Genomic DNA, 12,477 nt, shown 5'->3' with positions numbered 1-12,477 from the left:
CCTGACACAAGGCTAGGCGGTCAGACGCCAGCCTGATGCCTGACGCCGCTCTCGGCAGAAACGGTCAAAATAACCGCGAGATGTCAGGCAATCTGCGGGCGCGCCACGCTCGACAATGCGACCCGCCTCAATTGTCAGAAGGTGATCCGCGTGCATAACGGTCTCAAGTTGGTGGGTGATCATGATGATCGTCGTTTTCCCCCGCAATTGCTTCACCACATCCTGAAACGCGGCCACGTTCAGGGCGTCAAGGGCTGAACTCGCCTCATCCAGCAGGAGGATCGGCGCGTTTTTAAGAAGCGCGCGGGCAAGGGCAATTCTTTGACGCTCACCGCCCGAGAGCTGGCATCCCCCTTCCCCGACCTGCGTGGCCCATCCATGTCGCCGCCGCGCAACGAGCGCATCGACCCGCGCGAGACGCGCGGCATGGCGCCATGTTTCTTCTGATGCATCCGGGTTTCCGATGCGGATATTATCCTCTATCGAGCCTGCAAACAGGACGACATCCTGAGAGACGAGGGCTATCTGGTCCATGAGCTGATCCGTCGGAAGGTCCCGCAGGTCAACACCGCCCATCAGGATCTGCCCCTTCACCGGGTCATAAAACCGCATCATTAATTTCAGGAGGGTGCTTTTACCTGCGCCGGAGGGGCCGATCAGCCCGATCACGCTCCCAGGCGTCACCTCAAACGTCACATCATGCAGAACGACATCACCATGATGAAAGCCGAAATCGACGGATCGAAATGAGATCGCACCCGGCGCAATGAGATTTTTGCGGCGCGGGGCTTCAGGCAGGGTCGGTTCATTCATGATGGCGGCAATACGCTCAATTTCCCGCCGGATCATGCCTAACACACCCATACGCGCACCCAGCATCGCCAGCCCGCTGGAAAACCGGGCCGCAAGGACGAGGAAAGCCATGAGCCGCGGCACGCCGAGGCCCCCTGACAGGGTGAGAAGAAGCCCGACCCCCACGAGTATCGCGAAGACAAACTGCACGCTCAGCCCGCTGATCAGGACCTTCGGGAATGTGGTTTTCAGGAGAGATTGGCCCGCCGCATTTTTAGCTTCAAGCGCCTGGGTCAGCGGCGCATAAGTGGCACTTTCGAGACAGAAGGCGCGCAAGCTAGCCTGACACCGCGCAAATTCTATGACGCGATTATTGAGCGTGACAGTCGCTTCATGCGATGGCGCTTCCCCCTTGACGATCGCTCTGCTGATCCGGGAATTCGCAATGAGAACGCCGACCGCGCCGCCAAGGGCCACCATGCCGAGACGCCAGTCCAGCAACATCATCGCGCCACTCGTCAGAAGCGGCACCGCAATGTCGGAGAGGAGGGCCGGCAGTAAATGTGACAGGGCATTGGCCAGCCCCATCGCGCCATATGTCGCACAACGTGAGACCTGACCGCTGACTTCCCCTGAAAACCAGCCCAATGGCAAGCGCACGATATGCTGTCCCAAGCGGGACTGCACCGTGCGCAGAACCACGACGGAAAGACGCATCCCCCGCACTGTCTGCCAGTAACGCAACAGGCAGGTGATTATGACGGCGATGGTCAGGACACTCACCCAGCTTCCGAGGCGATCATAAGCGTGTGTCATCAGGGATTGCGTGACCGGGATGAGAAGCAGGGTCGTGCCCGCTTCACAAAACCCGCTGACAGCGAGGAGGATGAGGTAGCTTCGGATAAGCCGGATCTGGTCCGGCATCAGCAGGCTGCGCAGGGAATTCAGCATGGCAGGGCACCTTCCGTTTCGGCCGGATGCGAGAGAGGCTGCGCCCGATTTTCGACCTCCCACAGATCTTTGTAACAACCTTCCTGCGAGACCAGCATCTCATGGCGGCCTTTCTGAACAATCCGACCGTCTTCAAGGACCAGTATCTGGTCAGCATGGGCAATGGAGGCGAGCCGATGTGCGATGACGATCACCGTCCGACCACGTGCAAGATGGGAGAGCGCCGCCTGAATCTGCACTTCATGTTCCGGGTCGGCGCTGGATGTTGCTTCATCCAGGATCAGGATGGGCCGGTTGGCAAGGATCATCCGCGCTAAAGCGATGCGCTGCGCCTCACCGCCCGAGAAACAATATCCGTCACCGATCATCGTGTCATAGCCTTGCGGCAAGGCCTGAATGACGGAGTCAATCTGTGCCGCCTGCGCCGCCGCGATGATATCACTTTCTCGCGCATTGATATGGCCCAGACAGATATTGTCGCGCACGGTGCCATGCAGCAATTCCACCTCCTGCAAGACGAAGCCAACCTGTCTATAGAGGGTTGCGCGGTCAAGCTGCCGCACGTCGACGCCGCCCAGGCGTATGGCCCCCTTCGAGACGTCATAAAATCGCGGGACAAGCCGCGCCAAAGTGGATTTGCCCGCACCGGAAGGCCCGATCAACGCTGTCACCGTCCCGGGAGCGCAGGTGAAGGAGAGATGATTCAGCACGGGGCGTCCATCGTCATAGGCGAAGCTAACATGATCAAAAGTGACTTCGGCGCTGGTCGGGCTGATCGGGTGTGTCGGCGTCGGGGCTGGCAGGGATGGGCGTGAGAGAAGATAGTCAATACGTTCGGCCGCTGCCTGAGCCCTCTTAAAGGCTGCATTGCCGGTATGCAGGGTTTGGAAACACTGGGGCAATGTCATGGCCACCATGATTTCAGCGAAAAGCATGACCGGGGTCACCTGCCCGCCTGTTACAAGTGGATACCCTCCGGCGAGACTGGTCAGCATGATGACGGGCACGGAAAGGAGGAGCGCGGAAATCGCCTCTATCCGCGCGGTGCGTCCCGCCCAACCCCCGTAAAATAAAGCGAAACGCGAGGTGGCCTGACCGTAATCATGATGGTTCTGGCGCGCCTGTCGATAGGATTTAATGACGACAATATTGCGGATCAGTTCGACGATGGCGGCGCTGATGGCCGCAAGATCACGATCCATAAGTTGCAGATTTTCTCGATATCCGCGCATCATCCAAAAATATGCTACGCCGTAAAGCGGCCAGGTGGCCATAGCGAGCAGCGCGAGACGCCAATCGAGCAATGACAGACAGAATAAACCGATGATGGGTTGGGACAAGGCGCGTATGCGCTCAACCTCATGATGCGCCGTCAGATAATGGAGCTCAGTCAGGTCATCCTCGACCGCCTTGCGCACCATGCCTGAATGCGTCCCGGTGAACCAACCGAGCGGGAGGACGCCGAGATGCGCGATCATCTGGCACCGCAGGCGCGCCTGAAGGCGCTCATCCGCGAGATGTGTCAGCCCCATCGCCAAAGTCGTGGCCAACCAACCCAAGACGGTACAAACGACGATAAGGGCCGCCAGCATCGCAATGCGATGGAGGTCAGGCGGAGCAGTCTGCAGCGCCTCGGCCAGCGCCGCCAGCCCGAATAAAGGTATGAGTGCCGAAACCCCGCCAAACGCGCCAAGCCAGATGCCGCCCCATATTAATGTTCGGATCGGTTTGCGCAGCGACTTCAAAGTATCATTGCGCATGCTCAAGCCCCCAAGTTTTAAGCGCCCAGACTTGCCCCGCCATCCACGACAATATCCTGCATGGTAATGTGTCCGGCACGATCGGAGAGGAGGAACATCGTGATGTCAGCTATATCCTCCACGGTGGCGATCTTCCCCAGTGGAACACCAAGCCGGAATGCGTTCGGCGCGCCGCGCACCACGTCCGCCGCGCCGAACCCTGGCTTCCAGAGACGCCTCTGCATCTCCGTATCTGTCGAACCGGGCGAGACAATGTTACATCGGACATGATGGGGCGCCATCTCCAGCGCCAGCCCGCGCCCTAATGCCGCAAGGGCCGCTTTTGACGCAGCGTATCCCAGCATGCCCAGCCGGGGTATATGTGCTGCATTTGACCCGATCAGCACAATCGCGCCGCGCTGCGCAATATGCAGGGCGGGCAACGCGGCTTTGATGAGGTTGAAGGGCCCCGTCACATTGACAGCGAAAAGTCGGTCCCATGATTCCAGCGATAAGGTCTCGCCACTTCCCTCGATAAAGATGCCGGCAGCATGGACAATATAATGTGGCGCGGCATAGCGCGAGAGCAGGGCGTCTGCCGCTTTGAGCGTGGCTTCCGGGTCAGAAATATCGAAGATGATGCTGTCCGACACATGATCGACCGCGATCGGGTTTTGATCCATGCCGATCACGAAGACACCTTCAGAGAGAAGGCGGGCGCAGATGGCCTTGCCAATACCCTGCGCCGCGCCGGTCACCCAGGCGATTTTTGCTTTCGGGGCGGGTATTTCGGGCGTCGCTGTCATTGTCCAAGATACCGACACGCTTCGGCCGTATTCAGCACGCGACCACAACGTGTCTCAACGTAGCGGAGCGCCATTTCATGGTCTGCCAGGTTGAAATCGGCCGTCGCATCCGCGATCAGAAAAGATTTCACGTCCAGCATAAACGCGTCCAGACTTGTGGCCAGACAGCCGATTGAAGCATAGACGCCACAGAGAATAAGCTGATCGCGCCCCGCCGCCGCCAGACGCTTTTTCAGATCGGTTTTTGCGAAGGCACTATATCGCCATTTCGTCAGCACATTTTCTTCGGGAGACGGCGTGAGTTCCGGCACAATCCGCGCCGCCTCCGGGGCTATATTCGTCAGGCCCGGCCCCCATATATCGGTCAGGAGTGCGCGCGCCTTCAGGCTCTGACGCGTTGGCTGGGCGGTGTAGAATACCGGCACCTCAAGCGCGCGGCATTTTGCGCGGAGCCCTGTGATATGGGCGATCATACTGCGCACGAGCGGCGCATCGACGTCGTAAAATGACAGGAAATAATCCTGCATGTCATGGATCAGCAACGCCGCGCGTGACGGATCAATCACCCAGTCAACCTTCGGTTTGGCGCCTTCTCCGAGGCGGGTGCGCCCCCATTGCGGCAGGGGATAGGATGTTATTTTCGGGATCGCCATAAAATGTCCTGATCTCTCGCTATCTCATTTTTAAGAGGGCGCTTTCGCTTTCAACGTCGTCACGCGCTGACAGACTCCAGTCCCAGAGCGCGCCGCATCGTGCCCAATTTGGCTTCAATCTCGTGCCATTCGGCTTCAGGGTCGGAACCCGGCACGATGCCCGCGCCGGAGAAAAGCTGCGCCTCCGCACCCTTTATGATGCCGGAACGGATGGTCACTGCCCATTCCCCATCCCCGCGCGCATCACTCCACCCGACGAGGCCGGCAAAGAGACCGCGCCCCGAAGGCTCAAGCGCCGCGATCGTGCGGAAGGCGAGATCTCTCGGCGCGCCGCATAAAGCGGCGGTGGGGTGGATGAGACGTGCCAGATCAAGCGCACTCATTTTCCGGTCCCCGATGCGCCCGCTGAGCCGGGTTGAGAGATGCCACATTGTGGCCGTCCGGGTCAGGCTGGGTGTGTCGGGGATTTCGAGGTCACGACATAATGCGCTGAGTTGTGACCTCAGTTGCGCGACAACAATCGCGTGCTCATCCCTGTCTTTGGCGGATGAAAGCAGGGCCTGGCCGCGGCGCGCGTCCTCCTCTCGATCCGATGATCGTGGGATGGACCCGGCCAAAGGGTGACAACAGAATTCATTACCCGTTTTTCTGATGAGAAGTTCCGGGCTGGCGCCGACGAGGATACTGCCGTCCCGTAATGGGATTTGGAACACCATGTCCCTCGGATTTTGCGCGATAAGCCGCTTTGCAACGGAAGCTACATGGACAGGCCCCGAAAAACGCAGACGCGCACACCGTCCCAGCACCAGTTTTCGGAGATCTGAATGCGCCATTCTTTTTTTTATGTCGCTGACAAGACTGCAATATTGGGCTTCGGACAGATCGGAATGGTAAGATTGAAGGGTGGGTTCTTCAACCGTTTCGGCCCCGCAATCCGCCTCAAGCACTTCTCGTGAGGTGAGCGCGATGTCCGTCGGGATGAATAATTCCGCCTGTGCCGTCAGGTCGAAGGGGAGCGCCCCCAAGATGGTCGGTGCAACGTGACCTGGCGGGAGCTCAGTATTCTCCCGCCATTCCGCGAGCTGTTGACACGCCTGGTTCAGACTGAGGCGTTTCTGTAAGCGGGAGGCCTTTATCGCGCGAAAGGATGACAGGAAAAATGATGGCGTTGCATGCTGTGCGTGGACAGGTTGCCTAACGCGTGGAGAATGCTCAAGCGATGAGCGTGCCTCACGCACCTCATGGCTGGGTGATAATTGATCGTGGTTCATCATCGTGAGCCGCCGGTTTTAACGAAATGATTCGGATTGAATGAAAACGAGGTGGGTCCCGGACCTGCCTCTCATTCTGGAAAACACGGATTAACCGGTGATGCAAGTGATAATCGTTATCATTAAACGCGGTTTTCAGAAGGCGTCGATTTTACGTCTGACAGGTCAACTTACTCATGAGGGTCAGGCGCAGTGTAACTCTCCATCAAGTCAGGGTTGGAATTCCATTTTGGAGTGACTTACCGGTTGTTGTCTTTGTGTATTTGAAAATTTGAGACCAGACGTTCCAACTCCCATACGCGAGATGCTCTTATCCTGTTCGTTTCAGTAAAGCTGGTGACATCTTTCTGCCTGTCATGCCGCATTTGTCCGCATCCTGAGACGCATGGAATGAACGGTCGTTTCTCACGCGACACGGCTCGAAAACCCGGCTTAAGGGTGGCTTCACGTGCCGGATCTGGTGAGAAGGCGGTGATTATCTTTTCGAAGAAGTCGGCTTGTCACGCCCTTCCGCTACGGTTAATCTCCTTGCAGCGACGACCTCATTTACGGGGACGTGGCAAGTCGTCCCTGCCAAAATTCGGGGTGAAATTCTGTCACAATGCCGAAAATGACTGAAGATATGCATGACCCAAATTGCTCGGAAGATATCTATCTTGCGCGCCTGAGAGCCATGACCGACATCGTGGCGGCCCATCTGGCGACGACACGGGTGGAGACCGCCCAGTTATCGCAGCTTGTCAGGGAAATTTACGGCACAATTTCCCGGATGGACCCGATTTGGCTGCCGGAAACTTCTGCATTGCGCCCGTCATTTGAAGGCTCTCACGAGGATATTTATCCGACTGACCCGCCACGCGCGCAGATGATGGAGGCGTATGAGGCGCGTTCAGACATGGGCAGCCCGACGCTGATACCTGCCGTGCCCATTCATCAATCTGTCCATCCTGATTACATCATCTGTCTGGAAGACGGGAGGCGTCTGAAAACACTCAAAAAACATTTGAGCGCGACTTTCGGCATGTCCATTGAGGATTATCGTCGCAGATGGGGGCTACCGCCCGAATATCCGACGGTCGCGCCGAATCTCGCCGCCAGTCGTCGGGGGCGGGTGCGGAAGATTGATGAGAAGCGCGCTTACCGCACCGCTGAATGCGACGCGACGGATGTCTCAACTTTCGACGATTCAGGCCGTGCGCCGACGAAATTGAGGGGAAATACGCGTCGACACACTGCAAACCTGCTCGATAAAATGGCTGCCCGTTAAAGTCAGGCTGTATCAGGCGCCGCACGAGCGACGTGACTGTGCGGCCTTCAGCGGCTACGCGTCGAAACGGCGCGATCCAATTCACTCCTGAGGGCGAGTTCGACCATTTGCCACGCATTTTCAGCCGCGTCTTTTTCCCCCAATGAATGGGCGGCGATGATTGCACCATCAAGCAGGCAAAGAATGGACCGCGCCAAGTTTTCGCTGCGGTTTTTACGCACGCCTAACTCTTCGACAAAAGCCTGTATCGCGGCACGAAGGCTGAGCTTCTGCGCTTTACTGAGCTTGGCGATCTCCCGCCTTCTACCCGCATATTCCCCCGTCGCGCGGTAAAACAGACATCCGGCAAAACTGGGCTTGTGAAACCATTTTGTGTGGTAGTCAAAAATGGCTTTCAAGCGTGCACGCGGCGCTTTATGCGCCGTGATGGCGGCGATTAAACCTTCCTCCACCTTATCGATGCGGTCACCCAGCACCTCCACAACCAACCCGTCTTTACTGCCAAAATGGCGGTAAAGCGTCGTTTTAGTCACGTTAGCCGCCCGCACGACGTCCTCAACACCGACCTGGTGAAAGCCTGATTGCTCAAACAGCGTAACGGCTGCCGTCAGGATCTCAAGCCGGTTTTCTTGACTGCGTCGTTTTCGCACCTGGATCTGCGACAATTTCCGGACCTCTCACTTACCGGAAATGTGACCGATCGCCCCTCAGTCACCGGTCACACCCCTCATTGTCGAGAGATTTAAGCAGATAGTTACGATTGCCTCAAGACGATACGATGGCGATGTGCGCCCGCTTCCGGCGTTTTCCGGCTGCCTTTGAGGTGAGTGGGGGTTGTGGTGACGGGGGTATGGGGCGGTTTTATCCGTGCGGCCAGGTTGGTGGTCGCGGCGGTTTATCCTGATGAGAAGGTTGAGGTTCGTGTTGCGGGTGCGTTTGAGAAGATTGAGTAGAGCGTCGGTCTGGACCGAGACGCCCCTGCCTGCCGCTTTGGGGTCTCGAGGCGGTGGGCGGGGTTTTTTAATGTGATGCGATGGGGGGAGCTGAGGACGCGAGAGAGCGGCCTGTTTGAGGCGCGTGAGGCGTATGAAGTGGGGGTGTTATTAAGATGGTTGCGGGGGCAGGATTTGAACCTGCGGCCTTCAGGTTATGAGCCTGACGAGCTACCGGGCTGCTCCACCCCGCGATGGTGGGGGATGATTGGAATGATCCCCTGAGGATATCGGTTTGATGTGGGTGGGTCAGGAGACCTGGCGGCGACCGACTTTTCCGCAGCTTAAGCTGCAGTATCATAGGCGCTGGGGCGTTTCACGGCCGAGTTCGGGAAGGGATCGGGTGGAAGTCTCCCGCCATGGCCACCAGGTCATCTGGCCCACCCTTTGCAGGGTGGAGAGGCTGGTGCATGCCCTGTCCTGCTTAATGAGCGGGACGGGATGAGGAGAAGGGGTGGAATGAGATGAGAGAGACGCTTTGGATGCGTGGATGACTGCTATGTATGTGCATGCTGCTTTCCTGTGAGGGAGAGCGGCGTTGATGTGAGTAATAAGGGCGATTAGGACTGGTCAGCTGCACGTGTTACCACGCTTTCACACCCAGCCTATCGACGTGATGGTCTTTCACGGCCCTGTGAGACCTTGTTTTGAGGTAGGTTTCCCGCTTAGATGCTTTCAGCGGTTATCCTGTCCATACTTAGCTACCCGGCGGTGCCGCTGGCGCGACAACCGGTGCACCAGAGGTATGTTCATCCCGGTCCTCTCGTACTAGGGACAAATCCTCTCAAGTCTCTTACACCCACGGCAGATAGGGACCGAACTGTCTCACGACGTTCTAAACCCAGCTCACGTACCACTTTAATCGGCGAACAGCCGAACCCTTGGGACCTGCTCCAGCCCCAGGATGTGATGAGCCGACATCGAGGTGCCAAACCTCCCCGTCGATGTGGACTCTTGGGGGAGATCAGCCTGTTATCCCTAGAGTACCTTTTATCCGTTGAGCGATGGCCCGTCCACGTGGGACCACCGGATCACTATGGCCGACTTTCGTCTCTGTTCGAGCTGTCACTCTCACAGTCAGGCGGGCTTATGCCATTGCACTCGACAGTCGGTTTCCGACCGACCTGAGCCCACCATCGCGCGCCTCCGTTACACTTTGGGAGGCGACCGCCCCAGTCAAACTGCCCACCATGCAGGGTCCCGGACCCGGCTTACGGGTCGCGGTTAGACATCAAAGACAGTCAGGGTGGTATTTCAAGGATGGCTCCACACAGACTGGCGCCCATGCTTCATAGCCTCCCACCTATCCTACACAGAATGTCTCTGATGCCACTGCAAAGCTGCAGTAAAGGTTCATAGGGTCTTTCCGTCTGACCGCGGGTACCCCGCATCTTCACGGGGAATTCAATTTCGCTGAGCCGATGCTGGAGACAGTGGGGAAGTCGTTACGCCATTCGTGCAGGTCGGAACTTACCCGACAAGGAATTTCGCTACCTTAGGACCGTTATAGTTACGGCCGCCGTTTACCGGGGCTTCAATTCAATGCTCTCACATCTCCTCTTAACCTTCCGGCACCGGGCAGGCGTCAGGCCGTATACGTCGTCTCTCGACTTCGCACAGCCCTGTGTTTTTACTAAACAGTCGCTACCCCCTGGTCTGTGCCACCCGCACATGGTTGCCCACATACGGGTCTCGCTTATCCCGAAGTTACACGAGCAATTTGCCTAGTTCCTTCAGCATCGTTCTCTCAAGCGCCTTGGTATACTCTACCAGTCCACCTGTGTCGGTTTCGGGTACGGTCTATATGCCAGAGCTCTTTCCCGGAATGCTCCAAAAGCCTGTCCAATCCATTAAGAACAGACAACATATCGCATTCGTCACTTCTGGCAGGCCCAGTAATATTCAACTGGTTCCCATCGACTACGGCTTTCGCCCTCGCCTTAGGGGCCGGCTTACCCTGCGTGGATTAACCTTGCGCAGGAACCCTTGGACTTTCGGCGACAGTGTTTCTCGCACTGTTTGTCGCTACTCATGTCAGCATTCGCACTTCCGATATCTCCAGAGAGGGTCACCCCGTCTCCTTCGCAGACTTACGGAACGCTCCGCTACCGCGCATACAATGTATGCACCCACAGCTTCGGCACGTGGCTTGAGCCCCGTTACATTTTCGGCGCAGGGTTTCTATTAGACCAGTGAGCTATTACGCTTTCTTTAAAGGATGGCTGCTTCTAAGCCAACCTCCTGGTTGTTTTGGAATCCCCACATCCTTTCCCACTTAGCCACGATTTAGGGGCCTTAGCTGGTGGTCTGGGCTGTTTCCCTCTCGACAATGGACCTTAGCACCCATCGTCTGTCTGCCGTGCTCATACTCCTCGGTATTCGGAGTTTGGTTAGGTTTGGTAAGGCTTTGGGCCCCCCTAGCCCATCCAGTGCTCTACCCCCGAGGGTAATACACGACGATCTACCTCAATAGATTTCGCGGAGAACCAGCTATCTCCGAGTTTGATTGGCCTTTCACCCCTAGCCACAGCTCATCCCCGACTTTTTCAACAGGCGTGGGTTCGGCCCTCCAGTGCGTGTTACCGCACCTTCAGCCTGGCCATGGCTAGATCACTCGGTTTCGGGTCTTCTGCCAGCAACTCATGCGCCCTATTCAGACTCGCTTTCGCTTCGCTTACACCTATCGGCTTAGGCTCGCTGCAAACAGAAACTCGCTGACCCATTATACAAAAGGTACGCCGTCACCCCATAAGAGGCTCCGACTGCTTGTAGGCATTTGGTTTCAGGTCTCTTTCACTCCCCTCATCGGGGTGCTTTTCACCTTTCCCTCACGGTACTTGTTCACTATCGGTCATCAGGGAGTATTTAGGCTTGGAGGGTGGTCCCCCCATGTTCAGACAGGGTTTCACGTGCCCCGCCCTACTCAAGAAATTATCCAGGAACTACGCATACGGGGCTATCACCCTCTCTCGCCAGACTTTCCAGACTGTTCTGCTTCTCCTAAATAACCTACTGGCCTCCTCCGCGTTCGCTCGCCACTACTAGCGGAATCTCTGTTGATGTCTTTTCCTCCGGGTAATGAGATGTTTCAGTTCCCCGGGTTCGCCTCATAAACCTATGAATTCAGTCTATGATACCTATCGCTAGGTGGGTCTCCCCATTCAGATATCCACGGATCAATGCCTGCTCGCGGCTCCCCATGGCTTTTCGCAGCGTGCCACGTCTTTCATCGCCTCCTGATGCCAAGGCATCCACCAAATGCCCTTCTCATACTCACATGCTACACATACACAGCAACCATCCACACGTCTCACGTGCAGCGTTACTCCGTAGAGAAAATGCAGCATCCGCGTATCTCTCTATCATTCTAATCTTTCTTCTCACTCTCTGTATGCCAAATGTCAGCTCCCTTATCGCTTTAAAACCCCTCACAATACCAATGTTAAACATCAGCATCACGCAAAGGCTTCTCCACGGTCAGACCAACCGGAAACCAACAGCACACAGAAAGTGCACCAACCTATTCACTCTGACAAAGATCAAACATCGCTCACGCAGAAAAATGTCCCGCGCAGCAAACTTGAAAACCCTCTTCATTACAATGTTATCACCACAAATGTGGTGGAGGCGGACGGGATCGAACCGACAACCCCTGCTTGCAAAGCAGGTGCTCTACCAACTGAGCTACGCCCCCAAAATCATCCCCAGATCTCTCAACCCGGAAATAATGGTGGCCAGGGAGGACTTGAACCTCCGACCCCACGCTTATCAAGCGTGTGCTCTAACCAACTGAGCTACTAGCCCATAACATCGTAAAAAAGGATATGTTGACGGCGCCTTATCAGCCATCGCCTGCTTTATCAAAAACAGGGCTTTGTCTTAAAACAATGCAAATATATCCATCAGCTCTCACCAACACATATACTCATCATCGTTCCTTGAAAGGAGGTGATCCAGCCGCAGGTTCCCCTACGGCTACCTTGTTACGACTTCACCCCAGTCGCTG

7 protein-coding genes, 3 tRNA genes and 3 rRNA genes are annotated in these 12,477 nt (G+C 56.6%); 1 reads left to right on the top strand and 12 read right to left on the bottom strand.

The genetic code is table 11. The features are described from left to right. Nucleotides 1-12: 12 nt before the first annotated feature. Genes CGLAMM_RS05795 through CGLAMM_RS05775 form a run of 5 tightly spaced genes read right to left on the bottom strand, consistent with a single transcriptional unit; the run spans nt 13 to nt 6,215 of the window. The gene (locus CGLAMM_RS05795) at nt 13-1,743 is read right to left on the bottom strand and encodes an ABC transporter ATP-binding protein (protein WP_394820118.1); all 1,731 of its coding nucleotides are present in this window, start codon (nt 1,741-1,743) and stop codon (nt 13-15) included. Then, nucleotides 1,737-3,503: an ABC transporter ATP-binding protein gene (locus CGLAMM_RS05790; protein ID WP_394820210.1), complete on the bottom strand. Its 1,767-nt coding sequence runs from the start codon at nt 3,501-3,503 to the stop codon at nt 1,737-1,739. The genes CGLAMM_RS05795 and CGLAMM_RS05790 overlap by 7 nt, the downstream gene beginning before the upstream one ends. A gap of 17 nt (nt 3,504-3,520) precedes the next feature. Continuing rightward, nucleotides 3,521-4,288: an SDR family oxidoreductase gene (locus CGLAMM_RS05785; RefSeq protein WP_394820117.1), complete on the bottom strand. Its 768-nt coding sequence runs from the start codon at nt 4,286-4,288 to the stop codon at nt 3,521-3,523. Then, nucleotides 4,285-4,941 carry an isochorismatase family protein gene (locus tag CGLAMM_RS05780; protein ID WP_394820116.1) on the bottom strand — a complete coding sequence of 219 codons (657 nt, stop codon included), beginning with the start codon at nt 4,939-4,941 and terminating at the stop codon, nt 4,285-4,287. Before CGLAMM_RS05780 ends, CGLAMM_RS05785 begins: the two co-directional genes overlap by 4 nt. 59 nt (nt 4,942-5,000) lie before the next feature. Then, nucleotides 5,001-6,215, bottom strand: a complete 1,215-nt coding sequence (locus tag CGLAMM_RS05775) for an isochorismate synthase (protein ID WP_394820115.1) — start codon at nt 6,213-6,215, stop codon at nt 5,001-5,003. 619 nt (nt 6,216-6,834) lie between these two features. Here CGLAMM_RS05775 and CGLAMM_RS05770 point away from each other — a divergent pair. Beyond that, complete coding sequence (locus CGLAMM_RS05770; protein WP_418115475.1) at nt 6,835-7,479, top strand: Ros/MucR family transcriptional regulator; 645 nt, start codon at nt 6,835-6,837, stop codon at nt 7,477-7,479. 47 nt (nt 7,480-7,526) lie between these two features. Here CGLAMM_RS05770 and CGLAMM_RS05765 read toward each other — a convergent pair whose 3' ends face one another. The 7 genes from CGLAMM_RS05765 to CGLAMM_RS05735 form a co-directional block, all read right to left on the bottom strand. Further along, the gene (locus CGLAMM_RS05765) at nt 7,527-8,129 is read right to left on the bottom strand and encodes a TetR/AcrR family transcriptional regulator (protein WP_418115474.1); all 603 of its coding nucleotides are present in this window, start codon (nt 8,127-8,129) and stop codon (nt 7,527-7,529) included. 459 nt (nt 8,130-8,588) lie between these two features. After that, nucleotides 8,589-8,665: transfer RNA gene (locus CGLAMM_RS05760), tRNA-Met, on the bottom strand. 62 nt (nt 8,666-8,727) lie between these two features. Further along, nucleotides 8,728-8,842, bottom strand: a 5S ribosomal RNA gene (gene rrf, locus CGLAMM_RS05755). 169 nt (nt 8,843-9,011) lie between these two features. Beyond that, nucleotides 9,012-11,749 (bottom strand): 23S ribosomal RNA (locus CGLAMM_RS05750). Nucleotides 11,750-12,090: 341 nt separating this feature from the next. Further along, nucleotides 12,091-12,165, bottom strand: a tRNA-Ala gene (locus CGLAMM_RS05745). A 34-nt stretch (nt 12,166-12,199) separates the two neighbouring features. Further along, nucleotides 12,200-12,275, bottom strand: a tRNA-Ile gene (locus tag CGLAMM_RS05740). Nucleotides 12,276-12,412: 137 nt separating this feature from the next. Next, nucleotides 12,413-12,477: ribosomal RNA gene (locus CGLAMM_RS05735) — 16S ribosomal RNA — on the bottom strand; the annotation flags it as partial.

This window comes from Sorlinia euscelidii, assembly GCF_036452135.1.
GTDB lineage: Bacteria > Pseudomonadota > Alphaproteobacteria > Acetobacterales > Acetobacteraceae > Sorlinia > Sorlinia euscelidii.
The sequence above is the reverse complement of the archived record's forward strand: the minus strand, read 5'-3'. Positions and strand labels throughout refer to the sequence as shown.

What these genes read in the sequence shown, in the direction of transcription:
- CGLAMM_RS05770 (WP_418115475.1), top strand. Translation starts at nt 6,835, where the DNA reads ATGCATGACCCAAATTGCTCGGAAGATATCTATCTTGCGCGCCTGAGA.
- CGLAMM_RS05795 (WP_394820118.1), bottom strand. Translation starts at nt 1,743, where the DNA reads ATGCTGAATTCCCTGCGCAGCCTGCTGATGCCGGACCAGATCCGGCTT.
- CGLAMM_RS05785 (WP_394820117.1), bottom strand. Translation starts at nt 4,288, where the DNA reads ATGACAGCGACGCCCGAAATACCCGCCCCGAAAGCAAAAATCGCCTGG.
- CGLAMM_RS05775 (WP_394820115.1), bottom strand. Translation starts at nt 6,215, where the DNA reads ATGATGAACCACGATCAATTATCACCCAGCCATGAGGTGCGTGAGGCA.
- CGLAMM_RS05790 (WP_394820210.1), bottom strand. Translation starts at nt 3,503, where the DNA reads ATGCGCAATGATACTTTGAAGTCGCTGCGCAAACCGATCCGAACATTA.
- CGLAMM_RS05780 (WP_394820116.1), bottom strand. Translation starts at nt 4,941, where the DNA reads ATGGCGATCCCGAAAATAACATCCTATCCCCTGCCGCAATGGGGGCGC.